Source organism: Sorangium sp. So ce204 (assembly GCF_051526795.1).
GTDB classification, from domain to species: Bacteria; Myxococcota_A; Polyangia; order Polyangiales; family Polyangiaceae; genus Sorangium; species Sorangium cellulosum_B.
In genome coordinates, this window is sequence record NZ_CP150317.1 from 6487959 (window position 1) to 6513759 (window position 25801).

Genomic DNA, 25801 nt, shown 5'->3' on the forward strand with positions numbered 1-25801 from the left:
GCGCCCCTCAGTACGCGATCTCCCCGTCGAAGAACCGCGCGAACGCCTGCGGGAGCGCCGCCGCGCCGCCCTCCGCGAGCGGCGGTCGCGCGCTCGAGAGCGTCTGCCAGAGGAGGATCGTCTCCCGCGGGCGCTCCTGCGCGATCCCGCGCAGCGCGGCGAGCGCCTTGGCGCTGTACGTGACCTCCCCCGGCACGCCGATCAGCCGCTCCACCTCGGGGATCGCGGCGATGGACGCGGGGGTCGGCATGCCGTAGCCGGGGCCGATCGCGCGGTGATCGATCTCGAAGCGGACCGGCGGGAGCCGGCGCCGGGTGAAGCGCGGCGCGCGCCGGGCGAGCAGGCGCTTCATGCTGCCGATCTCGTACCGGACGACGGCGCGGTTCGACGCGATGCGCTCGGTGATGCGAACGCCGACGATCGTGGTCGGCCAGCCGAGCACCGCGGCGCCCAGCGTGAGCCCCGCCAGCGTGCCGCCCGTCCCCGAGGGGACGACGATGCGATCGGGCCGCGGGGCCTCGCCGCGCTGGACCTGCTCCGCGAGCTCGAGCATCGCGTCGACGTAGCCGAGGCACGGGAGGGCGGACGAGGCGCCCGGCAGGATGAAATACGGCCGGTCGGCCCGTCGCAGCGCGCGGATCGCCCGGACCGCGGTGGTCGCGTACCCGCCCCCATGGACGAGCTCGGCGCCGCTGGCCGCGTCGGCGAGGAGCGCGCCGCGGCCGAACCGGGTGATCGGCTGATCGAACAGGACCGCGGTGACGGCGAAGCCGAGCGCGCGGCCGAAGAGGGCCGTGGCGGTGACCTGCGTCGACGCCAGCCCGCCGACGGTGACGAGCGTCCTCGCGCCGCGCCGCTCCGCGTCGGCGAGCAGGAACTCGAAGCGACGCACCTTGTTGCCGCCGTAGAGCGGCGAGATCAGATCGTCGCGCTTCACCCAGACGCCGCCGCGGCCGAGGTACTTCTCGATCGCGGCGCACGGGACGACCGGCGTCGGCGCGTGCGCGAGGGGGCGCCACGGGACCTGCCCCGAGAGCTCGGGCAGCTCGGCGAAGAGCGGCAGCTCCCGCGACGCGGGCAACGCGGGCGAGACGGCAGGGCGCGCCCCGGGAGGCCCCGCCGCGCCCGCCGCCCGGGCGCGGGTGGCTCGCTCCTCGTCCTCGCCGTCAGCCACGCTCCACCTCGCGTTCAGGCGCGCGCCGCCGCGCCGTGCCCCGCCTGCCCGCCGCCCGGGCCCGCCTGCTCACCGGCGTCGCCGGGGTCGTCTTCCGCGCCATTTCCCGTGCCAGCTTCCGCGCCAGCGCCGAGGCGGCCGCCGCGCGCGACCAGGGGATCGCTCAGGTACGTGTCCGTCAGCCGCTTCGGCCCCGCGAGGCCGAGCAGCCGGAGCGGGAAGAGCAGCACCGAGAGCACCCACGACGCGAGGCCGAGCGCGAGCTTGCCCCCGTACGCCTCCGCCACCAGCGCGAGCTTGCGGCCGGCCGACATCGACGAGATCGGCGCCTCGGTCAGGCCGATCCGCATGAGCCGGAGCTCCGCGACGCGCACCGTGTGGCGCACCAGATCGGGCAGGCGCTTGAGCGCCGGGTGGTCCATCGGCAGGCGCTTCTTCATGAACGCCTCGAGCCGCGACACGCCCCAGAGCGACACGAGCGCGAGGCCGAGCAGCCGCCTCCGGAGCGCCGGCCTGCCCGCGATGGCCTTCCTCGTCTGCTGCTCGCCGAAATCGACGTGCCGCTCTTCCTGCCGCACGCCGCGCTTCAGGATGGCGACGATCTCCGGCTCATCCACGGTCTCGATCATCGCGTAGAAGGCCTGGAGGACGAGGCCCTCGCCGAGGGCCATCTCGAGGGCGACGTGCTCGGCCCAGTCCCCGCCCATCAGCCCGGTCGCGAGGAAGCGCACGCTCCAGGCGGCCTTGTCCGGCGGCGCGCCCAGGATCTCGAGGATGCGGAGGAAGTTGCCGACGTGCTGGAACTCCTCGACGGCCTGGCGCGCGAGGAAGCGCGCGGACTCCAGGTCGGGGGCGTTGTAGAGCCAGTGCCCAATCTGGACGCCGGTGATCTCCCCGTAGAGGAACTGCTGCACGGCCCAGACGATCACGTCCTTGTCCTTGACGGGATCGAGCCTGGCGCCCTGGAAATCGAACGCCATCTCTTCGCGGGTCACCAGCATCACTCGCCCTCCGGAGCGGTGAATTTAGCCCAGATCGCGGCCGCCGGCAGGTCCGAGGCGAAGGGCCCGGCGCGGCGCGATCCGCCGGGGCGGCGCCCCTGCTCGGCCCGTCCGGCGGAGGCGGCGCCCCCCGTGGTATACGGCCGACACGGCGGCATCAGGGACCGCCGACTTGAACCTCAGGAGAAGCACCATGGCGCGTGTCCACAACTTCAACGCCGGCCCTGCCGGGCTCCCCCTCCCCGCCCTCGAGCGCGCGCAGCGCGAGCTCCTCGATTTCGAGGGGACGGGCATGTCGATCATGGAGCACAGCCACCGCGGCAAGGCGTTCGAGGCGGTGCACAACGAGGCGATCTCGCTGCTCCGGCAGCTGCTCGGCCTGTCGGACGACTACCACGTGCTGTTCATGCAGGGCGGCGCGGCCATGCAGTTCGCGGTCGTGCCGATGAACCTCCTGCCGCCCGGCAGGAGCGCCGACTACATCCTGACCGGCGGCTGGTCGGAGAAGGCCCTGGAGGAGGCGAAGCGCGTCGGGACGGTGCGCGTGGCCGGCAGCACCGCCGTCGACAAGCGGTACACCCGCATCCCCCACCAGGGAGAGCTCTCGCTCGATCCGAACGCCGCCTACGTCCACATGACGACGAACAACACGCTGTTCGGCACGCAGTGGCACTGGCTGCCCGATACGGGCGACGTGCCGCTCGTCGCGGATATGTCGTCCGACATCCTGTGGCGAAAGATGGATATCTCCAGGTTTGCCCTGGTTTACGCCGGCGCCCAGAAGAACATCGGACCGAGCGGGATCACGGTCGTGCTCGCCCGCAAGGATCTCGTTGACAGTGCCCGAAAAGACATTCCCGTCATTTTCCGTTATGCCACTTACGCTGCCAACAACTCGCTCTACAACACACCTCCGACATTCGCAATCTACCTCATGCGCAACGTGCTCGCGTATACGCTTGAGATCGGTGGGCTCGAGGAGGTCGAGCGACGGAATCGCAAGAAGGGTGAGCTGCTGTACGAAACCATCGACGCGCACCCGGACGTCTTCCGGGCGCCGGTCGAGAAGGAGAGCCGCTCGTTCATGAACGTGGTGTTCCGGCTGGCCAGCGAGGAGATGGAAAAACGCTTCGTCGCCGAGGCCGCAAAGGAGGGTATGGTGGGGCTCGCCGGACACAGGTCGACCGGGGGTATCCGGGTTTCGATCTACAACGCAGTACCCGTTGCATCGGTGGAGCGCCTCACGGCGTTCATGCGGGATTTCGCCAAGAGGGCTTGACTCGCGGCGGGAGCACGACGTTCTCGGTATTTCCAGGTTCGCCGCTGTTTCCAAAACACGCTCGGCGAACCTCCCCCTAATTCGTCGCGTCCCAACCTTCAGCCCGCTTGACGTTGTTCCGCCCGGCACAACAGGCCTTCGCGGAAAGGGTCTGTCGGCCTTTCCGCAGCTGGGAGGGAGGCGGTGAACGCCGCTCCCCGACCAGCACCGGGAGGGGACGGCGAACGCCGCTCCCTGACCAGCACTGGGAGGGGACGGGGGGAACGCCGTCCTTTACCGGCTCGCAGGCCCCGTTCGGAGACCTGAATCGAGCGAGCCAACCGTAAGGAGAGGATGATGGCGAGCATGGATGATCGTATGATTTCCAGGAGTGAGGAGGGCCAGGAGGAGAGAGGGGCCTCGCCGAGCGAACCCCCGCCTTCTTCAGCGTCGCAGCGGGCTGCCAACGAGCGGCAGCAGCGTGGCTTCGCCGCCATGGACGAGGACCGTCAGCGCAAGATCGCCAGCAAGGGCGGGAAGGCAGCCCACGAGAAGGGCACGGCGCACGAGTTCACGCGCGACGAGGCGCGCGCCGCCGGCAAGAAGGGCGGCGAGGTCGTCAGCCAGAACCGCAAGCACATGGCCGAGATCGGTCGCCGTGGCGGCGAGCGCGTGAGCCAGGACCGGGCCCACATGGCCGAGATCGGCCGCAAAGGCGGCGAGGCCGTGAGCGGCGATCGCCAGCACATGGCCGAGATCGGCCGTCGTGGCGGCGAGTCGCGGGGGGACCAGCCGCGGGAGAATCAGCCGCGCTGACCAGGGGACGCGCACGGCCCGGCGCCGGGGGCGCCGGGCCAGCCCCCTACCCCCTCGCGACGGCCACGACCCTGGCCTCCCGGTCGTCGCCGCAAGGTGCCTCTCGGGAGGTCTCCAGGCGCCACAGGACCGCGCGCGCCGCGCCGGCGTGGCCCGCCCCGCACATCTCGGCCAGACACCCGGCGCGCCGCCCAGGAGGGCGGCCCCGAGCCTCCAGCGCAGGGCAGGCGCCGGCGGGTCAGCCGGGCGCGATCGCGCCCAGCGAGACGTCGCTGGGCGTCTCCTTCGGGCCAGGGATCCATTCCTCGTCGGGCTCCTCCGGCGGGAGCACGACCGGGGCGCCGTCGTAGCGCAGGCGCTTGCCAGGCCAGACGAAGCTGCGGAAGAGGTAGGCGAGGAGCGACGGCTGGTCGAGGCCCGGGTGGATGAAGGGCGCCACGCGCCGCGCGTGCGCCGCCGGCAGGAGGCTCCAGTGGAGGCCGGGCTCCATGTGATGGATGGAGTGGAAGCCGTTGTTGTACGTCCACCAGTTGACCAGCCGGCCGACGAAGTTGCGCGAGTGGTTGTACTCGCTGTCCTCGTCGCAGCCGTCGTGCTGGAGGTAGTTCATGGTCACGATCCCCCACGCGGCGTACTGGTGGGGGATCAGGACGTAGAGGAGGAACTTCTGCCAGTCGAGCGCGAGCAAGGCCCCCATCGCGCCGAGGAACACCGCCGACTCGAGGAGCATCTGACGGAACCACGGCGGGTTCCGCCGGTACATCGCCTTGAAGTAGCGCATGTCGGCGGGCAGGATGTCCCGGACCACGCGGCTCATGAAAAAGACGCCGTTCAGCAGGTTCCACCGATAGCGCACCTTCGTCGTCCGCATCACGTCACGCCGGGACTGCGTGTACTTGTGATGGCTGAGGTTGTGGCCCGGGACGTAGGCGCTGACGGGGTGCCCGTAGGTGAGCGTGAGCGCGACCTGGAACGCGCGGTTCATCCATCGCCGCCGGAACACGGGGCAATGGACCGCGTTGTGGGTCGCGACCGCTCCGAGGAACGAGAACACGCACGTCGTCGCGAGGAGCGGAATCGCGAGCCATAGCGCGCGCGGCGCGTAGACCCATTGCACCGCCACGAGCACGAAATACGTCGCGACGAAGAGGAGCGTCTTGATATCGGCGCGGTACCGGAGCATGGCTGTTCTTCGCGGCTACTACCAGGACCACGCGCCGAACCGACCGGCAGCGCCGAGCGGCGCTGACCGGCCCGGACGGGCGCAGCGGCCCATCTTCTCGGCGCTCTTCCTAGCGCATTTCGTCGCAGCTGGAAGCCCGAAGTTGCATTCCGACGAGCGCTCCGCGCCATCCCCACCCGACATCCGTGTTTCACGCCGATGTCTCACGCTCGGTGCGATCGTCTTTACGCACCTCGCGCCGGTGTGCAGGCGTGGGAGCCGGTGTGCCGGTGAGGAAGCCGCTCCGCCGGTGTGCCGGTGAGGAAGCCGCTCCGCCGGTGCTCGGCGGCGCGTGCGGCGGAGCACTCCGGCGCGCTCCGGCGCGCTCCGGCGTGCGCTGGGCAAGAGGCGGCTCGCGCTTGACGACCTGGTCGCGAACCGCCAACGTGGCCGCGTGAGCTCATCCCCTCTCGGCTTCGATCCGAACGGTCCCGCCATCGGAAACGGGATTTACGGGCTGCCACACACTGCTGAGGACGCCCGGGTGGTCCTCGTCCCGGTGCCGTGGGAGCCGACGGTGTCCTACCGCCGCGGCGCCGCCAAGGGCCCGGGGGCGATCCTGCGGGCCAGCCGGCAGGTCGACCTCTTCGACCTGCACACGGGCAGACCGTACGAGCAGGGCATCGCGATGCTCGACGTCGATCCGGACATCGTGCGCTGGAACGCGGAGGCGTGCGCCGCGGCCGAGCCGGTGATCGCGGCGCACGGGGAGGTCGCTGGCGACCGGGACCTGGAGGCGCGCCTCGCGGCGGTCAACGCGCTCTCCCGCCGGCTGAACGAGCGCGTCACGGAGATCGCCATGCGCTGGATGGAGCGGGGCAAGCTCGTCGGCGTCATCGGCGGCGATCACTCCTCCCCCTACGGCGCGATCGCGGCGCACGCCGCGCGTTACCCGGGAATGGGGATCCTGCACATCGACGCGCACGCCGATCTCCGCAACGCGTACGAGGGATTCACCGACTCCCACGCTTCGATCATGCACAACGTCGCGACGAACCACCCGAAGATCCCGCGGATCGTCCAGGTCGGGCTGCGCGACATGAGCGAAGACGAGCTCCGGTTCATCCGCGAGTCGAACGGGCGCATCGTCGCCCACATCGACGCCTCGATCGCCGATCGGCTCTTCGAGGGCGAGCCGTTCCACCTGATCGCCGACTCGATCGTGGAGGATCTCCCCGACGACGTCTATGTGAGCTTCGATATCGACGGCCTCGATCCGACGCTGTGTCCGAGCACCGGCACGCCAGTCCCCGGCGGGCTGACGTTCCAGCAGGCCGTCGCCCTGATCGGCCGCATCCAGAAGAGCGGCCGGCGCATCGTCGGCTTCGACCTGAACGAGGTCGCGCCGAAGGACGACGCCGACGACTGGGACGGCAACGTCGGCGCCCGCCTCCTGTACAAGCTCATCGGCTTCACGCTTCTCTCCCACGACACCCGCGGCCGCTAGCGCAGCGAGCGCGTCGCGCGCACTCTCCCCCAGCGAGGTGCCCGCCTCACGAAAGCGCGCGGCGGTAGGTCTCGGATGCGAGGTGGACGTCTAGGGTGCCGGCCATCTCGCGGCACGAGTGCATGCTGAGCATCGGCGCGCCGACGTCGACCGTGGCGATGCCGAGCGAGGCCGCCGTGATCGGGCCGATCGTGCTGCCGCAGGGGAGATCGCTGCGCACGACGAAGCGCTGGGGGGCGTAGCCCACGTCGTGACAGAGCGCCTCGAGCGCGGCGGCCGTCGCGCCGTCGGTCGCATAGGACTGGTTCACGTTCGACTTGATCACGAGCCCGCGGTTGATCTGCGGGGCGTGGCGCGGCTCGTGCTGATCGGCATAGTTCGGGTGCACCGCGTGGGCCATGTCCGCCGAGACGAGCAGCGACCCGGCCATCGCGCGGGCGAACGCCTGCGGCTCGCGCCCCGGGTAGACGTCGACGATCCGCGCGAGCACGTCGCGGAGCACGCTCCCCGCCGCGCCCACGGCGCTCCGGCTGCCGCACTCCTCGTGGTCGTAGAGCGCGATGACCCGCGTCGCCGCGGAAGGAGCGGCGCCGATCAGCGCGGCCGTCGCGGCGTGACAGCTCGCGAGGTTGTCCAGGCGGGACGCGAAGATGAACTCGTCGGAGAGGCCGCCGAGCGACGCCTTGAGCGTGTCGTACAGGCAGAGATCGAAGCCGAGGATGGCGTCGCGCGGCGCGTCGACCGCGCGCGCGAGCAGGGCGTTGAGATCGGCCTCCTTGCCCAGGCCGATCACGGGGACGAGGTGCTTCTGCGCGTTCAGCACGAGCCCCTCGGAGTTGACCCCGCGGTTCAGGTGGATCGCGAGGTTCGGGACGCGGGCGACCGGGCGGCCCAGGTCGACGAGGAGGCGCTCGATCCGCCCGTCCCTGCGCACGTGGACGCGGCCGGCCACGCTGAGATCGCGGTCGAGCCAGGTCGAGTACAGGACGCCGCCGTAGACCTCGACCCCGAGCTGCTGGTAGCCGCTCCGCGAGAGCTCGGCGCTCGGCTTCACCCGGAAGTTCGGGGAGTCGGTGTGCGCGCCGATGACGCGAAAGCCGCCGAGCGCCGGGTGCTCGGCCCCGACCACGAACGCGACGATCGTCGACCCGCCCCGGATGACGAAGCGGCGATCGCCCGGAGCGACCGCCCACGCGTCGCGCTCCCCGAGCTCCGAGAAGCCGGCCGCCACGAGCCGCGAGGCGACCTCGCGCACGGCGTGGTACGGCGTCGGCGAGCGATCGATGAACGCGCAGAGGTCGCGGGCGGCCGCGACGCCGCGCTCGCGCAGCGCCGCCATCTCGTCCGCGCTCCTCGCGAAGCGCTCGCCAAGGTCGGTCAGTGGCCTGGGATCGCCTGTGCGATCGAGGATCTCGGGGGGCGTCATGGAGGGCGCGGAGTCTAGCAGAGGCGCCGGGCCTCGCCCGGCGCGCCGGCGCGCGCTCGCTCACGCCACGCGCCGAGATGGCGGCCCACGCGGCCGGTGCGCCATGGTATCCGCCACCACCGCGCGGCTCGCAGGACCTCCTCCGGCGCCGCGCGCCGCAACCCGTAACGGAGACGCGACCCGATGTACCGCCTCGTCCGACCGCTCCTCTTCGCGCTGCCGCCCAGCCTTGCGCACGAGCTCGGCATGCTCGCGCTCGCCCCGCTCGAGCACGCAGCGCCGCTCCGCGCCCTCGTGCACGCCCGCCTCGCGCCCCGGGATGGGCGCATCGCCGTGCGCACCATGGGGCTCGACTTCCCTTCCCCGCTCGGCGTGGCGGGCGGCTTCGACAAGGACGCCCGCCGGGCCCGCGCGCTCGCCGCCCTCGGGTTCGGCTTCGTCGAGCTCGGCACCGTCACGGCGCAGCCCCAGGCCGCGAACCCGCCGCCGAACCTCTTCCGGCTGCCGGCCGACCGGGCGCTCATCAACCGGCTCGGGTTCCCGAACCAGGGCGCGGCCCGCGTCACGGAGCGCCTGCTCGGCCGCGGCGGCGCGGCGGCCGTCGGCGTGCCGGTGGGCATCTCGATCGGCAAGTCCAGGGTCGCGCCGCTCGATCCCATCGAGCCCGCGATCGACGACTACCTCGCGAGCTTCCGGGAGGCGCGGCGCGCGGCCGACTTCGTCGTGATCAACGTGTCGTCGCCGAACACGAAGGACCTCCGCGCGATGCAGGGGCCGGCGATCGCGCGCGCGCTGCTCTCCGCGATCGCGCGGGAGAACCGCGCCGCCGGGGCGCCGCTGCCGCTGCTCATCAAGGTCGCCCCGGACCTCGGCGACGAGGAGCTCGAGGCGCTGCTCGCCGTGGTCGAGGAGGTCGGCCTCGCCGGCGTCATCGCGACCAACACGACCGTGCGGCGCGACGGGCTCGCGACGAGCCTGGCGGCCGTCGAGGCGATGGGCGCGGGCGGGCTGAGCGGCCCGCCCCTCCGGCAGCGCTCGCTCGCGATGGTGCGGCGCGTCCGCGCGCGCCTCGGGAGCAACGTCACGGTGATCGGCGCCGGGGGCATCGAGTCGGCGGAGCACGCGATGGACCAGCTCCAGGCGGGCGCCGACCTCGTGCAGCTCTATACCGGCTTCATCTACGGCGGCCCGCTGCTCCCCGCCGCGATCGCGCGCGGGCTGTCGGACCTCGTGGCCCGCTCCGGCGCGCGATCGATCCAGGACCTCGTGAGCCGGCCAGGCGGCGCGACGCGCGCTGCTATGATCGGCCATGGAGCTTGAAGCGCACGTCCACGACACCATCCGCGACATCCCGGAGAGCGAGTGGAACGCGCTCGACGGGGTGAGCGAGGCGCCGTTCCTCACGTGGGCGTGGTTCGACGCGCTCGAGCGGACGGGGTGCGTGGGCGAGGCGGCGGGCTGGCTGCCCCACCACATCACGCTCCGGGCCGAGGGGGCGCTGCTCGCCGCGGCGCCCGCCTACCTCAAGGACAACAGCGAGGGAGAGTTCGTCTTCGACCACGGCTGGGCCTCTGCGTCCCACCAGATCGGCGCGCCGTACTACCCGAAGCTCGTCGTCGCGGTGCCGTTCACCCCCGCGACGACGCCGCGGCTGCTCGTGCGGCGGCCGGTGGACCGCCCGGCGCTGCTGCCCGTCCTCGCCGAGACGCTCCGCAAGCTGGTCGCGCGGAGCCGCATCTCGAGCGCCCACGTCCTGTTCCCGACCGAGGACGAGGCCGCCGCCCTCTCCGGCGCCGCCATGGCGCACCGCTGCGGCGTCCAGTTCCAGTTCGAGAACGAGGGGTATCGGACGCTCGACGACTTCCTCGCGCGCTTCAACGCGAAGCGGCGGCACCAGATCCGGCGGGAAATGCGCGAGTCCACGAGCCAGGGGCTGTCGATCGACACGCTGCGCGGCGCGGAGATCACGCCGGAGATCGTCGATGCCATGTTCGGCTTCTACGTCTCCACCGTGGAGAAGTTCGCCTGGGGCCGGCAGTACCTGAACCGCGCCTTCTTCGAGGAGATCGCGGCCCGGCTGCGCGGCGGCGGGGCCCAGGGAGGCGTCGAGATCGTCCTGGCGCGGGAAGGCAAACGCCCCATCGCGGGCGCGCTCAACCTCGCCGGGCCGACGACGCTCTACGGCCGTTACTGGGGCGCGTCGGAGGAGCGCCCGTTCCTGCATTTCAACGTCTGCTATTATCACCCGGTCGAGGACTGCATCGCCCGGGGACTGCGCCGCTTCGAGCCGGGCGCGGGAGGGTCGCACAAGCTCGTTCGCGGCTTCGCACCGAGCGTCACCCACAGCGCGCACCACATCGCGCATCCACGCCTGGACGCCGCCGTGCGCGAGTTCCTCGCGCGCGAGCGCGCCGCCGTCCGCGCGAAGACGGCGGACAGGAGCGTGGCATTCCGCTGAGCGCTTCCCTGGTGCAGCGCGACATGCGGTGTTGACGTGACGCGCGCTGGAGAGGGATGCTGCCAGACATGCGCGCCTTTCTTGCACTCCTCGCCTCCTCCATCGTCTTCGGGCTCGCCGCGAGCGGCGGCTGCTCGAGCAATGAAGCCACCGACACGACCTCGACGGCGACGGCGGCCACGGTCGCCGGCGCCGGCGGCTCGCTCGGCTTCGGCTGCTTCGGCGGCAGCCCGGATGGGCGGTGTACGATCCTCGCCCAGGTCCCCGAGAGCTGCAGCTGCCCCGACTGCTCCGACACGGCGAGCTGCCTCGGCCGCTGCAACGACGACGGCGCCTGCGACATGCGGCCAGACGCCCCCGACGGCGAGGATTGCACCTGCCAGGACTGCGCGGGCACCGTCGCGGCCTGCAGCCCGAGGCGCGGGTGCAACGACAAGGAGGGGTGCAACGCCAACGAGGATTGCACCTGCCCCGACTGCACGAGCACCCCGCGGTGCACGGATCACTGCACGGACAACGGCTCGTGCGCGGAGTACTTCGAGGGGTGCTCCTGCGCGGATTGCCGCGGCGTGGAGCGCTGCGGCGGGGACCCGGCCACGACCACGGCCGCGGCCACGACGAGCAGCGGCGCGGGCGGCGACCCGACCGGCGGCGGCGGCGCGGGCGGCGACCCGACCGGTAGCGGCGGCGCGGGCGGCGACCCGGCAGGCAGCGGCGGCGCGGGCGGCAGCGGCGGCGCAGGCGGCGCAGGCGGCGCCTAGAACAACGATCACGTTGAAACCCGGAGAATTTTCACAGGGAGGCGGGGAGGCGGGGAGGAAGAAAAAAATGATCTTCTCCCTCTCGCCGTCTCTCGCTCCCCGCCTCCTCGCCTCCCTGTGAAAATTCTGCTTTTCTCGTGGTTTCAACCCGTTTGTCGCTCTAGGACCCCCTCGGCGCCCTCGCCGCTCCGAGCCCTCACTGCTTCGCGGTGAGCCCGTGCTTCCTCAAGAACATCCGCACGTGGTGGCGCTCCATTCCCGCGCGGCGCGCCATCTCGCTGACGTTGCCGCCCGTCGCGCGGATCAGCTCGCTGAAGTAACGCTGCTCGAACGCCGCGACGGCGCTCCGCTTCGCCTCGCCGAACGCCGACGTCGGCACGACCACGTCGCCGCCGCCCTCGAGCGGCAGGATCGAGGCGATCGCCTCGGCCCCGGGCGGCAGGCTCGCGGCCACGCTGGTGACGTTCATGAGCTCGCGGACGTTGCCGGGGAAATCGTGCTGGCCGAGCGTCGTGGTGATGAGATTGACCATCTCCACGGCGCGCTCGGGGCACCCCAGGCGCTCGCAGACGCGCTCGACGAGCAGGGGGATGTCCTCCCGCCGCTCGCGGAGCGGCGGCAGCTCGATGCGCATCTGGGCGATCCGGAAGAAGAGATCGCTCCGGAAGCGCCCGGTGTTCATGCTGCGGCCGAGGTCGCGGCGCGTCGCCGCGATGATCCGCACGTCGACGGGCTCGTAGATCCGCGACCCGACGCGCTTCACCTTCTGCTCGGTGAGCGCGCGCAGCAGCTTCGGCTGGAGATCGGGCGGCAGCTCGCCCAGCTCGTCGAGGAAGATCGTCCCGCCGCTCGCCTCGTGGAAGGCGCCGCTCCTCCGCTCGTTCGCCCCGGGGAAGGCGCCGCGCTCGTGCCCGAAGAGGAAGCTCTCGGCGAGCGCGCCCGGCAGCGAGGCGCAGTCGACGACGACGAACGGGCCGCCGCGCCGGCTCGAGACGTCATGGATGGCCTGCGCCGCGAGCTCCTTGCCCGTGCCCGTCTCCCCGGTGATCAGCAGCGAGAGCTCCGTCGAGGCCACCTCGCGCAGCAGGCGGAACAGGTGGCGCATCCGCGGCGAGGCGCCGATCAGCGGGCCGAAGCTCTCGTCGAAGCCGACGTCGACGCGCTCCTTGTCGAGCGGCTCGAAGCTCAGCACCGAGCCGCCGACCTGGATGGTGCACGCGGCCGTCAAGATCGCCTCGCGGATGCGGACCGTCGACACGAACGTCCCATTCTTGCTGCCGAGATCGCGGACGAGCACGCCCGGCCCCTCCGCGCGAAGATCGCAGTGCGTCGAGCTGACCTCCGGATCGTCGACCACCACACCGCAGCTCGGATCGCGCCCCACCACGATCGGCGCGATGCCGATCTTGACGGGATCCCGGCCCGCCGACCGCAGCGTGCCGCCGCGAACAAACCACTGAACCGCGCGAGCGCGGGTCGCATCCCTCGTCGAGCTCATATCCAACGGTTATTCGATTTCCCTGGTCTTGACCACATCCACGCACGCCCCGCGCGCCCACGGGTGGGAGCGCCCACCTGGGCGCACCGGGTACGTGGCTTCCGGAGGGGCCACAGCCTCTCGTCGAAAAACTTCACGACTACTAGAGGTAACAACCAGAAATTCTGATCAAGCAATGTGCTGAGCGCATAGCGGGAGAGGCCCTCGAGAGGTTAGAGTACGTGGTCTACGCAAGCGATGAAGCGGGCGTTCGTCCAGCTCGCCTCATCGGGTGTCGATGGTCGATGAACGAGGACCCGGCCATCGCGGGGTGGATGCGCCCCGCGATAGGGGCTGTCGGTGTGTATTCTTTCAACGCGATTCGGGGCTCCGCTCTCCCGGTCCCCTCAACGTGGGAGTCGCGCGAGCGCTCCCGACGAGGATGCTTATGCCGAGAATAGGATGGTTACTCCGGAAGCGCGCCGCGACGGCCCTGGGGCTCCTGGGGCTCTCCGCGGGCGCGAGCGCGCTCGCGTCCGTGTCCGCCGGTTGCAGCAGCGAGGCCGACGGCCCGTGCATCTCCGACGAGCAATTCTTCGCCGAGAAGGTGTGGGTCCCCATCCTCTCGACGAAGTGCATCGGCTGCCATAACCCGCAGGGGCAGGCGGCGGAATCCAAGCTGATCCTCGCCGGGAGCAGCGAGGCGGGGTTCCTCGACAAGAACCTCGCGACGTTCAAGTCGCTCGCCGGGCTCGAGCTCGGCGGCGAGTCGTACGTGCTGCTCAAGCCGACGAAGGCCATCGAGCACGGCGGCGGCCAGGTCCTCGCCTCGGACAGCGCCGAGGTCGAGGCGCTCCGGGCGATGGTGGAGCGCACGAAGGAGCCGTCGTCCTGCGAGACGGACGTCAACGCCTCCTTCGCCGGCGTGGTGATGAGCGGACCCGAGGAGACGCTCCGCACGGCGAGCCTCGAGCTCGCCGGGCGCCTGCCGACCGAGGCCGAGGAGGAGGCCGTCGCAGAGAGCGGCATGGCCGCGCTGGATCCGATCCTGGACCAGATGCTCACGGAGGAGGCGTTCTATGTGCGGCTGAAGGAGATCTACAACGATCTCTTCCTCACCGACCGTTACCTGAACGGCGAGGAGGCCGTCGATCTGCTGCGGAGCGACGCGTACGACCCGAAGTGGTACAACAGCCTCCCGCAGGATCCGGCGCTGGTCGCGAAATACGGCGCGCGGGACCTGGAGGACGTCGCCAACAAGCTGAAGAGCTGGACGAACCGGGCCGTCGGGAGGGAGCCGCTCGAGCTCATCGCTTATATCGTGCGGAACGACAGGTCCTTCAAGGAGGTCCTCACCGCCGACTACACGGTCGTGAGCCCCTTCTCCGCCAGGGCGTACGGCGTGGCGGCCGAGTTCAAGAACGACGCGGATCCGGACGAGTTCGTCCCGGCGAAGCGCGATCCGATCCCGCTCGCAGGCGTGCTCACCTCCCCCGTCTTCCTGTCCAGGCACCCGACGACGAGCACCAACAGGAACCGCCACCGCGCGAGGGTGGTCTATCAGTTCTTCCTCGGCACCGACATCCTGAAGACGGCCGAGCAGCCGCTCGATCAGACGAAGATCACCGACTTCAACCCGACGATGAACAACGCGGCGTGCACCGTCTGCCACGCCGCCCTGGACCCGCTGTCGGGCGGGTTCCACAGCTTCGACTCCGCGGGCCGGTACAAGGAGGACGACACCTGGTACGAGGACATGCGGCCGCCGGGCTTCGGCGCCGAGTCGGTGCCGTTCAGCGAGTTCCCGACCGCGCTCTCGTGGGTGGCGAAGCGCGTCGCCGACGACCCCCGCTTCGCGCTCTCGGCGGTCTATACGATGTACACCGGCCTCACCGGGCAACAGCCGCTCGCCGCGCCGACCAACGACGATCCGGAGTTCAACGCCAAGTTCCGGGCGTACCTCGCCCAGTACCACGCGTTCAACACGATGGCGCACGACTTCGCCGACGGCGGCTACAACCTGAAGACGGTCGTCAAGGCCATCGTCAAGAGCCCCTATTTCCGGGCGCGCAACGTGGCGCAGGCGTCTCGGGGCGAGGCGCTCACGCAGCTCGGCGGCACGCGGTTCCTCGGGCCCGAGCAGCTGCACCGGAAGATCTGGGCGGTGACGGGGTATCCGTGGCGCCCGCGGGCGTTCGAGGACGACGGCAATCGCTACGACTTCCTGCTCCGGCGCGACGCCTACCGCATGCTGTACGGCGGCATCGACTCGCAGGACGTGATCCAGCGGATCTCGGAGCCGAACGGGATCATGGCCAACATCGCCGACCGGATGGCGAACGAGATGGCGTGCATCTCGGTGCCGCGCGACCTCTACCTCCCGCAGGAGGAGCGGCTCCTCTTCCCCTACGTCGAGACGACGTTCGAGCCGCGGGACACGAACGATTTCGACGTGCTGCCGGCCGTCGAGGGGATCAAGCAGAACATCCAGTACCTGCACAAGCGGGTGCTGGGCGAGTCGCTCGAGCTCGGCGATCCCGAGATCGAGCGGACGTACAAGGTCTTCCTCGAGACGTGGGAGGAGGGCAAGGCGGGCATGGCGAAGCCGGAGGGCGAGGAGGGGCGGCTCTCGAGGTCGCTGCCCGGCCCCTGCCAGGTGAACAACGACTACTGGACTCGAGAGGGGCTGCCCGACGGCGAGAAGCTCACGCGCGACGAGAACTACACGATCCGGGCGTGGATGAGCGTCATGACGTATCTCCTTTCGGACTTCAGGTTTCTTTACCAGTAGGAGCAGCCATGGAACGTCGAGATTTCCTCAAACTGGCATCTATGGCGGGCCTCGGCGTCGTCGCAGGGGGCGTGCTGTCGAGGGACGCCGCCGCGGCCGGCCCCTACGAGGGCCCGCTCTGGGTCCACATCCACGCGAGCGGCGGCTGGGACCCGACGAGCCTCTGCGATCCCAAGGGCGCGACGGACGAAGACGAGCAGAAGACGCGGGAAGCGATGAACCGCAGCTACCTGCGCGACGCGATCGGGACCGCCGGCAATCTCAGGTACGCGCCGGTCGGCGGCAACGACGCGTTCTTCAAGAAGCACTACAGCAAGCTGCTCGTCATCAACGGCATCGACACCGGGACGAACAGCCACGACGCCGGCGTCCGCAACACGTGGTGCGGCACGCTCCGCGAGGGCAAACCCGCCTTCGCGGCGCTCGTGGCCGGCGTCCACGGCGGCGCGCTGCCGATGGGGTTCATCAGCAACGGCGGCTACGACACGACGGCGAACGTCGTGGCCGTCACCCGCATACCCGACACCGGCCTCCTGCAGCGGCTCGCCTATCCGAACAGGATCGATCCGGGGAACGAAGAGAACCGCGAGCAGTACCACACCGAAGCCACGATGACGCGGATCCTGGAGGCGCGGCAGGCGCGGCACGCGGCGAAGCTCGAGCAGCAGCGGCTGCCCCACGTCAAGCAGGCGATGAGCACGCTCTTCACCTCGCGCGTCGGGCAGAACGAGCTCAAGCAGCTCATCCAGTACCTGCCCGCGGAGTTCGAGAGCGCCTCGCTGCGGCGGCAAGCGCAGGTCGCGCTCGCGGCCTACCGCGCCGGCATCTGCGTGAGCGCCAACCTGTCGGTGGGCGGGTTCGACACGCACGGGAACCACGACGACAACCACATCCCGCGGCTCGACCAGATCTGCGACGGGATCGACTTCATCCTGACCGCCGCGGAGGAGCAGGGCATCGCGGACCGGATCGTCCTCGTCGTGGGCTCGGACTTCGGGCGGACTCCGGGCTACAACGAGGGCAACGGCAAGGACCACTGGAACATCACCAGCATGATCCTGGCCGGCGCAGGCATCGCGGGGAACCGGGTGATCGGCGCGACGGACGACCGGCACAACCCGCTCGACGTCGATCCGGTCACGCTCGCGCCCAAGGAGGGCGGCGTCCGGCTCAAGCCGGGGCACATCCACAAGGCGCTGCGCAAGCTGGCCGGGATCGCGGACGATCCGCTCGTGGGGCGATTCCCGCTCTCCGAGGAAGAAGACCTGCCCATCTTCGGGTGACGTGGCCGGCGGGCGGCGCGCCGCCCCGTCATCGACATCATCGATTCCACAGATTGCAACGCGGGTGCCTTCATCGGCGCCGGCGGGCGAGGAGACGGGATGTCGCCTCGCCCGCCGCTCACTCCACCGAGAACGCGATCTCCTCGCTGGCGGCCGCTCCGTCCGCATCGACGCGGAGCCGGTGCGCGCCGGCGACGAGCGGCCAGTCGAGCGCGAACGGCGGGCCGACCTCGATGGGGCGCCCGTCGAGCACGAAGCGCACGCGGGGCACGCCCGGAGGGACGTCGGCGCGCAGCCGGATCGCCTGCAGCGAGTTGATCGAGGGGTCGAGGACGAACCGGGCGCCGTCGGGCGGGTACGCGACGCGGACGCGCGCGCCGGCGCCGGCGCCGGCTGGAGGAGCGCCGGGCGCGCCGTCGAGCCCGGCGAGCGCGCCGCAGAGGGGCGACGCCGCATCGGGCGCGAGGGGACGGCCGGCGGCGCGCGCCCACGCCGTGAGCTCGGCGTCGTAGCGCTCGAAGACGCGCTCCTCGACCGCCGCGTCGGGGCAGGCCCCGGCGCGCAGGCCGTTGCGGCGATCGATGCGCACGGCCTCGTGCATGTCGCAGGGCGAGAGCGCCGCGGCGTCGCCGCGCGGGAGGAGCTCGCGGCGGCGGTGCGAGCACGCGGCGGTCGGCCGCATGCCGGACAGGGCGCAGACCTCGACCTCGGCGAGCTGCTCGGGATCGGGCGGATCGAAGGGGCGCGGCGGCCGGACGCGCGCGGCGGCGAGCATGGCGTCGCGGAACAGCGGGCCCGCGCCGGTGATGCCGCTGACGCCGCCCATGGGCGAGCCATCGAAGTTGCCGACCCAGACGGCGACGGTGACGTCGGGCGTGAAGCCGACAGCGATGTTGTCGCGGAAGCCCTTGGACGTGCCCGTCTTCGCGGCCACGGGGAACGGGAGATCGAGCGCGTTGCCCTCGCCGAACGACGCGAGCCGCGCCCGGTCATCGGCGAGGATGTCGACGATCACCCGGGCGCGCGCCGCGTCGAGGACGCGCGCGCCGCGCTCGGGGGGCGCCGCGGGCGGCTCGGCGGGCGCGTCGCTCCCGCTGCGCGCGGACGACGCGGGAGAAGCCGCTGGCGACGAGGGCGACGGAGGCGACGCGGGGGCGAACGAGCGCACCGCGCGCACCGGCAGGTAAACGCCTCCCCGCGCGAGCGTGGCGTAAGCGTTCGCGAGGTCGACGAGGCGGACCTCGCCGTCGCCGAGCGCGATGGCGACGCCGTAGCGCGACGGCTCGCGATCGAGCGACCGGAGGCCGAGCTCCCGGAGCCGCGCGAGGACGCGCTCGGGGCCGAGCGCGGCCGCCGCCCAGACCGCAGGGACGTTGTACGAGTTGGCGAGCGCGTCCCGCAGGCGGACGGGGCCGTGGAAGCGGCCGTCGTAGTTCCGCGGCGCGTAGTTGCCGTCCGCCGTCGGGAACGAGAGCTCGACGTCGGGAAGGACTGTCGCGGCGGTGAACCCGAGCTGCTCCATGGCGAGCTCGTAGACGAACGGCTTCAGCGCAGAGCCGGGCTGGCGCAGCGCGAGGACGCCGTCGTTGTGGCCGAGCCCGGCGGCGTCGTCGATGTCGTGCGAGCCGACGTACGCGAGGATCTCGCCGGTCGCGTTCTCGATCACCACCACCGCCGCCGCGCCGACGTCGCGATCGGAGAGGCCGCGGACGGTCTGCTGCGCGAGGACCTCGATCTCGCGCTGGAGGCCACGGTCGATCGTCAGCGTGATCGAGGTCGCCCGGCGCTCTACGATCCGCGGCGCGGCGCCGGGGCCCTCGGCGGGGAGGCCCGCGCCCGGACCCAGCGCGCCGCCGAGCACGGCGCGGACGAGGTGCGGCGCGCCGAGGCCGCCCCCCTTGGGGGCGAGCGCGATGGGCTCCGCGCGCGCGCGGGCCACCTCGGCCTCGCCGGCGAGGCCGGCGGCGAGCATGCGATCGAGGACGCGGTTCCTGCGGCGCTCGAGCGGCCCGGTGCCGCGGCGCGGATCGTAGAGCGCCGGGCCGCGCGGCATGCTGGCGAGCGCGGCGGCCTCGGCGAGCGACAGGTCGCGCGTGGGCTTGTCGAAGTAGAAGCGGCTCGCCGCCTCGACCCCGCGCAGGCCCGGGCCGAACGCGACGCGGTTCAGGTACTGCTCGAGGATCTCGCGCTTCGAGAGCGACGCCTCGATGCGCAGCGCGAGCGCCGCCTCGCCGAGCTTGCCGCGCGCGGTGCGGGGGCGCGGGACGAGCGTGCGCGCGAGCTGCTGCGTGATCGTGGACCCGCCCGAGACGACGCGCCGCTCCGCCGCGAGCTGGCCGACGGCGCGCGCGATCGCGATCGGATCGACGCCGGGGTGGCGCGCGAACCGCTTGTCCTCCGCGGCCAGGAGCGCGCGCTGGATGCGGTCGCCGGCCTCGGAGAGCGGAAGCCAGCGCGCGCGCGCGCCGTCGCCGGCGCGGAGCTCGCGGAGCACCGTGCCGTGGCGGTCGAGCACGACCGTGGACACGGCGTGGTCCTCGGGCGCCGCGAGCTCCGGCGGAAGGGGCGTGAGCGCCGCGAGGACGGCGAGCAGGAGCCACGGCGCGACGGCGAGGGCGAGCGCTATCTGCGCCGCGCGGCGGAGGATCCGCCGCGCGCGCGGGCCGAGGCGCGCAAGCGACCGCCCTGCGCGGCCGGCTTCCGGGGAGGGCGCGCGCACGGCTCAGCGCGGACGCGGCGCCGCGTCCGGCCCTCGGCTCCCGACCTGGACCGTGACGGCGCCCGTCCGGCCGAAGACCTCGGGGCTGTACATCTCCTCCGCGCGCGCGGGCGGGACCACGAACGAGCCGAGCGTCGTGGCGCGCGCGAGGTACCGGTACCGGTACATCCCGGCGGCCATGTGATCGACGAAGAAGAGGACGCGATCGTCGCGGATCTCGCGGACGAAGCGGCTCGGCTCGTAGACGCGGCCGGTCGCGCGGAGGTCGTCCTGATCGGCGTCGGCGTCGTCCGCCTCGGCCTGGGCCTCGGCCGCGTCGACGTCGAGCGAGCGCGCGGACGTCGCGAGCCGCGCGTCGACCGCCTCGAGGCCCGCCGGCAGCGGATCGTCGATGACCACGAAGTCGCGCGGAGAGGGCGTCACCACGACGATCTCGCCGAGCACGAGATCGCCGCCGGCGAACGCGACCGACGGAGGAGCCGCGCGCTCGCTCGACGTGGACGCGCCGCCGACCACGGCGGCGAGGTCCTCGGGCGCGATCGCGCGGAGCGACTTCTCGATGAAGAAGCCGCGGTCGAGCGCCTCCGTCGGGAGCTGCTTGCGCGCGTAGCGGAGCCGCGCCTCGTAGAACAGGCGGCCGCGCCCGTCGACCGAGAACGCGAGCGGCGCGCCCCCGGCGCTCGCGAGCCTCGCCGCGGGGATCGACGTCTTGACCTGCTCCGTCGTGGGGCCGTGGAACGGCGCGGAGAACAGCTCCGCCTGCCCCAGGAACACCCGCGCGTCGAAGTCCGGCGCCGTCTTCTCCTGCGCCTTCCGGTACTGATCGAGCGCGAGCAGCGCCCAGGCCGTCTCCTGCGTGCTGCGCCACGTGCCGCCGCGGCGATCCGCGAGCAGCCCCGCCGCGAGCCGCGGCGCGAGCGGGTGCGCCGGCCGCGCCGCGAGCAGCGCGCGGAGCACGAGCGCCGAGGTGCGGGCCTCGGAGTCCATGAGGACCGCGTAGGCGTCGCCGTGGTTGTGGACGGCCCGCGCGACCGGACCGTCGAGGCGCAGCGCGCCCTCGAGCTCGCGGACGAGCTGATCCACGGACGCCCTGTCGCTCTTGCCGATCACCATCGCGTGCGCGAGGAGCGCCTTCGAGAAGAGCGGCAGCTTGTCGCGCTCGTCGAACAGCTGGCTGACGCGCCCGGGGTCGGGGGCGCCGCTCGCCGCGAGGACGTCGACGAGGAACGGCGCCGTCGCCCGGAGGAGCGGGTCGGCGCCGATCCGGTTGAGCTCCTGGCGCAGGTACGACGTCGCGCGCTCCACCGCGTCGGGCGGCACCGCGACCCCGTAGCGCCTGGCCTCGGTGAGGCCCCACAGCGCGTACGCCGTGGTCCACAGGTCCGCGCGGTCCGACTCGGCGAAGAAGCCGAAGCCCCCGTCCCCGCGCTGGTGCGAGAGGATCTCCCGGACCGTCTTGCCGATGACGGCCGTGAGGTCCTTCGGCAGCGCGATCCCGTAGGCCTTCGCGAGGTCGCGCAGCGACAGGAGCGGGACCATCCGGCTCGTCAGCTGCTCGGTGCAGCCGTACGGGTACTCGAGGAGCTGCTCCACGCCGCCGCCGAGGCCCACGAGCGCGGTCGGCGCGAGGCTCACCGTGAGCCCGCCCGTGTCGTCGCGGATCGCCGACAGGTCCCCGAGCCGCTCCGCGCTCGCCGTGGTGGTGTCGCCGTAGAGCGCGACGGCCTCCGGCGCCATGGGCGCCTTGATCTCGCGGTTCACCTCGACCACGTCCGACGCGCCGCCGCCGGTCGCGCGGAAGCGCAGCGTCGCGGGGCCGGCCCGCGGCGCCGAGAGCGCGAAGCGGACCTCGGCCGACCCGCCCGGCGCGAGCTCCACCGCGCGCTTGGCGCTGCCCGCGAGCGTCAGCCCCGACGCGGTGACCTCCACCTCGACCGTCGCCGCCTTCGCGAGCCCCTTCGAGGTCACGACCACCCCCGCGTCGATCGCGTCGCCGGCGCGGAGGAAGCGGGGCAGCGCGGGCCGGGCCATGAGCGGGCGGCTCGTCGTCACCCGGGACTCGCCGTAGCCGAAGCGATCGTCCTCGGCGGCCACGACCGCCATGACCCGGTACGTCGTGAGCGAGTCCGGCAGCTTGAAGCTCGCGTGCACCTGCCCGGAGGCGTCGGTCACGAGCGCGGGGTTGTAGTAGGCGCTCTGGCGAAAATCGCGGCGCACGCCCGTGCCGCCCTCGGCGCCGCCGCCGCCCGCGCGCCCCTTGTCGGCGCCGAGGTCGGCGAACGGGTTGCGCACGCGGGCGAGCGCCTCGCGCGTCTCGATCGTCGCCACCTTCAAGGGGCGCGGCGCGCCGAACACGGGGATCGGATCCGGCGTCGTGTACCCCGTCAGCGACAGCACGCCCTCGTCCACGGCGTAGAGCGTGACCTCCGCGCGGGCGGGCTGGCCGGCGCGGTCGCGGACGTCGACGTCCACGCGGATCGGATCGCCGGGGCGCGCGTCCGCCTTGTCGGCGCGGACGCGCACAGCGAGCCGCTGCGCCTCCGGGTTCACGCGGAGGGGCGCGTAGCCGAGGCGGAACGCCGGCGCCCCGACGTCGGGCCCAGGCGCCCCGCCCTTCCCCGGCGCGGGCTGCGGCTTCGTCCGCCCGCGCAGGAGCAGCACCGAGACGAAGGCGTTCGGCCGGAGGTCCTCCGTGATCGGGACGTCGATCACGGGCATGGCGCCCGACAGCGTCACCTTCCGGTGCGTGGAGATCCCGGCGCGCTCGACCGTGACCAGCGCGTCGGCGGAGGCGAACGGCGACTTCACGATGATGCGCGCCGTCTGGCCGATCTCGTAGCTGCCGCGGTCGGGAACGAGGTCGACCTTGAGCTCGTCGCTGTCGCCGAAGCCCCCGCCGCCCTCGCCGAGCGCGTAGACGCCGGCGGCGGCGCCGACGGGGTTGCCGCGGCGGTCTTTGGCCGTCGCGTGCAGGAGGTAGTATCCGCCCGACGGGACCGTGAGCTCGCAGCTCCGCGCCGCCGCCGCCGTCGTGACGCCGCACCGCGCGACGACCTTGTCGACCGGCGCGCTCACGCTGCGGTACGCGCTGCCGCTCTCCTCCCGCGCGAGCGTCCACGTCCGGTGCACGAGCTCGACCCGGACCGCGACCTGCGCGACGCGCGCCCCCTTCGGATCGACCGCGAGGATCTCCGGCCGCAGCACGTCGCCCGCCTTCGCGAAGAGCTCGGGCTCCTTGAGGGCGACGTAGAACTCGGCCGGGTGCACGAGCGCCGTCGAGCTCCCGGCGATCGTCTGCCGCGACACGTCGGTGACCGACGCCTCGCACGTGACGAGCTCGGTGCCGCGCTGCCCGGGCATCGAGAGCGCCGCGCCGATCGCCGCCTGCCCGGCCGCGTCGAGCTTCTCGCGCGCGCTCTGCACCTCGAACCCGCGCGGCGCCTGGTCCCGCAGCGCGTCGGTGAGCTCGTCCTCGCGGACCGTGAACCCCTCGATCCCCGGCGGCGAGAACCACGCCGGCGCGCGCGTCACGGAGAGCGATGCCTCCGCGTTCGTCATCGGCGCCCCGAACAGGTAATCGCCGCGCGCGGTCCAGCGCGCCTTGTCGCCGCGGACGTAGCTCGGCCTGTCGCTCTCGACGCCGACCTTGAACTCGGCGGGGCGGTACTCGGCGACCTCGACGCTGCCCATCACGTCCGGCCACCCCGCCTCGCCGCCCTGGACCGTGGCGGCGAGGCTGTACGTGCCGAGCCGCGCGCTCTCGGGGATCTTCACGTCGGCCGAGAACGTGCCGAAGGCGCCGAGCGTCGGGGACAGCGAGACGAGCGCCTCGCCGTCCGGCCCCTCGACCTTGAGCGCGACGCCCTTGCCGGCCGGCGTCTTCGCCCCGCGCGCGCCCTCCTCGCGGAAGATCCCCTTCACCCGCACCGTGTCGCCCGGCCGGTAGATGCCGCGATCGGAGAACATCATCCCGAACGGGCGCGGCTCGCTGAAGTCCGACGCCGCGCCGAAGCGCCACCCGTTGAGCGAGTCGGCGACGCTCCGGTACGTCCAGTCGTCGCCCGCGCGCGCGAAGACAACGCTGCGCCCGAGCGTCGTCGCGGCCTCCTGACCGTGCGCCGTCGCGGGGACCATCGCGAACCCCTGGGCGTCGGTGGACACCGCGGCGGGCGCGGGCGCGCCAGGGGCCCGGATCCACACGCGCGCCCCGGGCACCGGCGCGCCCGTCGACAGGCGCGTCACCCAGACGAGCGAGCCGCTCGGCGAGACCTTCGCGCTGATCCCGAGGTCGGTCACCTGCGCGATCACCGCCTCGGACGTGGTGCGCGCGTGCCGCGTCCCGGGCCGGGAGGTGTAGCTGATCCCGATCGCGAGCGGCCCGCGCTTGCCCTCGCCGCCCAGCACCTCGGCGGCGCGCACGAGGTGCGTCGCCGGCGTGTTGGTCGCGGCGGCCGGGCGCAGGACCGTCTTCTTGCCGGAGGGCAGCGCCGCGATCTCGCCCATCTTCGGGCTGCGCCCCGGGCTGTGCGGATCGCCCTGGAGCGCGAGGATCATCTCCTCGGTCATCGCGCCGACCGCGAGCGAGAGCTCGCGCACGTTCACGGACACGACCGGGATCTCGCGCCGCTGGGCCGGCTCGAACACGCTGCCGACGAGGCCGATCTGCGCCTCGGGCCAGCGATCGTCGAAGGCGATCTCCTCGGTGACGACGCCGGCGAGCGCCTGCCCGTGCACGTCGCGCAGCCCGGCGGCCACGCGCACCCGGTAGCTGCGGCCCGGGGCGAAGGCGCCGCCGAGGGGGATGTGGCTCGTGGGCTCGTCGTCCTCGATCCACGACGGCCACAGCAGCTTGACGGCGGGCTCCACCGAGATCGCCCGCTTCGCGTCCGCGAGCTTGACGGGGTTCGAGAAGGCGAGCGTGAACCCGCCGTCGGCCGCGCAGCGCCCCCCTGGCGTGTCGCGATCGCACTGGGGGCGCAGCGCCCGGAGCGGCCCGTAGGTGCGGTACGTGAACCGCTGCGCCTCGCCGGCCGGCAGCGGCCCTTCGCGGCCGCGGAGGCCCTCGGCCACGGCGAGCTCGATCTCGCTGTCGCGCGGCAGCGGCGCGCGGGGGACGAGCTCGGCGAGCATCTCGTTCTTCGCGTCGGGGCGCCGCACCTCGAACGCCACCTTGTCTTTTCGATCGCCCACCGTGAGGGACGCGCGCCGCGCGATCTCGGCGGTGTCGACCGGCTGGTTGAACCGCAGCTCGAACCGCGCCTCCGGCTTGAGGTCGTCCTTGCCCGACCAGGGCTCGACGCGCGCGACCGCGGGCAGCTCGGTGCGGAAGGTGAAGGAGTACGGCTCGGCGAGCGCGCTGCCGTCGAGCGCGCGGGTGCCCGCGGGGACCTCGACGGTGAACTCCGTGCCGCGCGGCAGCCGGCCCTCGGGGACGAACGTGAGGCCGCTCGTGCCGACCCAGCGCCAGCGTCCAGGCGCGGACGGCTTCAGGACCGCGGGCGCCGCGGCCTCGCTGCCCGCGAGATCGAGCGATCGCATCGGCCGGTTGAAGACGAGGCTGATCTCGGCGGGGCTCGTGGTCTGCCCGCGGGGCGCGCCGAACACCACCGCGAACGGCCCTGCCGCGGCCTTTCCGCCCGTGTCGAGCGCGCCGGGCGCGAGCGTCCCTCGAGGCGGGACGTTGGGGGCGCGCGCGCCCTGAACGCACGCCAGGCTGAGGGCGAGGACCGCGAGAACGGCGGGCGCAGATCGGAGGCGCGGAGCGACGGACATGGCCGCGACTCAGCAATGGGGATGCCGCGGGCGCAAGAGGCGAGTCCGCGGCGGAATCCGGGCGGGTGATGTGGCAGGCGAGACACACCCGACGAGCGCCGGTGACGCGCCGGCGCCCGGGGTCTGGCCGCGCCCGCCGCCGCTCTGTGGGCGGCGGCGAGTCGGGGGGCAACGCCGTGTTCGCGAGGGCGATATC

At 72.5% G+C, this 25801-nt stretch carries 15 protein-coding genes; 8 read left to right on the forward strand and 7 right to left on the reverse strand.

Annotated elements, in window-relative coordinates; all coding sequences use genetic code 11:
* Positions 1 to 7: 7 nt before the first annotated feature.
* Together WMF22_RS24125 and WMF22_RS24130 are read right to left on the reverse strand one after the other, a co-directional pair.
* Entirely contained in the window at positions 8 to 1174 is a 1167-nt protein-coding gene (locus WMF22_RS24125) for a 1-aminocyclopropane-1-carboxylate deaminase/D-cysteine desulfhydrase (protein WP_438037165.1), read from the reverse strand.
* Positions 1175 to 1188: 14 nt separating this feature from the next.
* Positions 1189 to 2175, reverse strand: a complete 987-nt coding sequence (locus tag WMF22_RS24130; protein ID WP_437301428.1) for a ferritin-like domain-containing protein — start codon at positions 2173 to 2175, stop codon at positions 1189 to 1191.
* Positions 2176 to 2368: 193 nt separating this feature from the next.
* Between WMF22_RS24130 and serC the strand changes: the two genes are divergently transcribed.
* Together serC and WMF22_RS24140 are read left to right on the forward strand one after the other, a co-directional pair.
* Entirely contained in the window at positions 2369 to 3454 is a 1086-nt protein-coding gene (gene serC, locus WMF22_RS24135; RefSeq protein WP_437301429.1) for a 3-phosphoserine/phosphohydroxythreonine transaminase, read from the forward strand.
* Positions 3455 to 3928: 474 nt separating this feature from the next.
* Entirely contained in the window at positions 3929 to 4249 is a 321-nt protein-coding gene (locus WMF22_RS24140; RefSeq protein WP_044965509.1) for a KGG domain-containing protein, read from the forward strand.
* 238 nt (positions 4250 to 4487) lie between these two features.
* Here the strand turns inward: WMF22_RS24140 and WMF22_RS24145 are convergent, their stop codons facing one another.
* The gene (locus WMF22_RS24145) at positions 4488 to 5432 is read right to left on the reverse strand and encodes a fatty acid desaturase family protein (protein ID WP_438037166.1); all 945 of its coding nucleotides are present in this window, start codon (positions 5430 to 5432) and stop codon (positions 4488 to 4490) included.
* Between the two features lie 433 nt (positions 5433 to 5865).
* On the opposite strand from WMF22_RS24145, the gene WMF22_RS24150 reads away from it, so the two are divergent.
* Positions 5866 to 6918, forward strand: coding sequence for an agmatinase family protein (locus WMF22_RS24150; protein ID WP_438037167.1), 1053 nt, complete (start codon positions 5866 to 5868; stop codon positions 6916 to 6918).
* Positions 6919 to 6964: 46 nt separating this feature from the next.
* On the opposite strand, the gene WMF22_RS24155 is transcribed toward WMF22_RS24150, so the two are convergent.
* Positions 6965 to 8257, reverse strand: a complete 1293-nt coding sequence (locus WMF22_RS24155; RefSeq protein WP_437301600.1) for a M18 family aminopeptidase — start codon at positions 8255 to 8257, stop codon at positions 6965 to 6967.
* A gap of 270 nt (positions 8258 to 8527) precedes the next feature.
* On the opposite strand from WMF22_RS24155, the gene WMF22_RS24160 reads away from it, so the two are divergent.
* From WMF22_RS24160 to WMF22_RS24170, 3 genes are all read left to right on the forward strand, one after another.
* Positions 8528 to 9664, forward strand: a complete 1137-nt coding sequence (locus WMF22_RS24160) for a quinone-dependent dihydroorotate dehydrogenase (protein ID WP_437301432.1) — start codon at positions 8528 to 8530, stop codon at positions 9662 to 9664.
* The gene (locus tag WMF22_RS24165) at positions 9654 to 10802 is read left to right on the forward strand and encodes a GNAT family N-acetyltransferase (RefSeq protein ID WP_438037168.1); all 1149 of its coding nucleotides are present in this window, start codon (positions 9654 to 9656) and stop codon (positions 10800 to 10802) included. Before WMF22_RS24160 ends, WMF22_RS24165 begins: the two co-directional genes overlap by 11 nt.
* A 68-nt stretch (positions 10803 to 10870) precedes the next feature.
* A complete protein-coding gene (locus WMF22_RS24170) occupies positions 10871 to 11563 on the forward strand; it encodes a hypothetical protein (RefSeq protein ID WP_438037169.1) in 693 nt (230 codons plus the stop codon).
* A 196-nt stretch (positions 11564 to 11759) separates the two neighbouring features.
* Here the strand turns inward: WMF22_RS24170 and WMF22_RS24175 are convergent, their stop codons facing one another.
* The gene (locus WMF22_RS24175) at positions 11760 to 13061 is read right to left on the reverse strand and encodes a sigma 54-interacting transcriptional regulator (RefSeq protein WP_437301435.1); all 1302 of its coding nucleotides are present in this window, start codon (positions 13059 to 13061) and stop codon (positions 11760 to 11762) included.
* 427 nt (positions 13062 to 13488) lie between these two features.
* On the opposite strand from WMF22_RS24175, the gene WMF22_RS24180 reads away from it, so the two are divergent.
* Positions 13489 to 15831 carry a DUF1588 domain-containing protein gene (locus tag WMF22_RS24180; protein ID WP_437301436.1) on the forward strand — a complete coding sequence of 781 codons (2343 nt, stop codon included), beginning with the start codon at positions 13489 to 13491 and terminating at the stop codon, positions 15829 to 15831.
* 8 nt (positions 15832 to 15839) lie between these two features.
* Entirely contained in the window at positions 15840 to 17114 is a 1275-nt protein-coding gene (locus tag WMF22_RS24185; RefSeq protein WP_437301437.1) for a DUF1501 domain-containing protein, read from the forward strand.
* A gap of 118 nt (positions 17115 to 17232) precedes the next feature.
* Here WMF22_RS24185 and pbpC read toward each other — a convergent pair whose 3' ends face one another.
* Both pbpC and WMF22_RS24195 read right to left on the reverse strand, forming a co-directional pair.
* The gene (gene pbpC, locus WMF22_RS24190) at positions 17233 to 19833 is read right to left on the reverse strand and encodes a penicillin-binding protein 1C (RefSeq protein ID WP_438037170.1); all 2601 of its coding nucleotides are present in this window, start codon (positions 19831 to 19833) and stop codon (positions 17233 to 17235) included.
* Between the two features lie 3 nt (positions 19834 to 19836).
* Positions 19837 to 25605, reverse strand: a complete 5769-nt coding sequence (locus WMF22_RS24195) for an MG2 domain-containing protein (protein WP_438037171.1) — start codon at positions 25603 to 25605, stop codon at positions 19837 to 19839.
* Positions 25606 to 25801 lie beyond the last annotated feature (196 nt).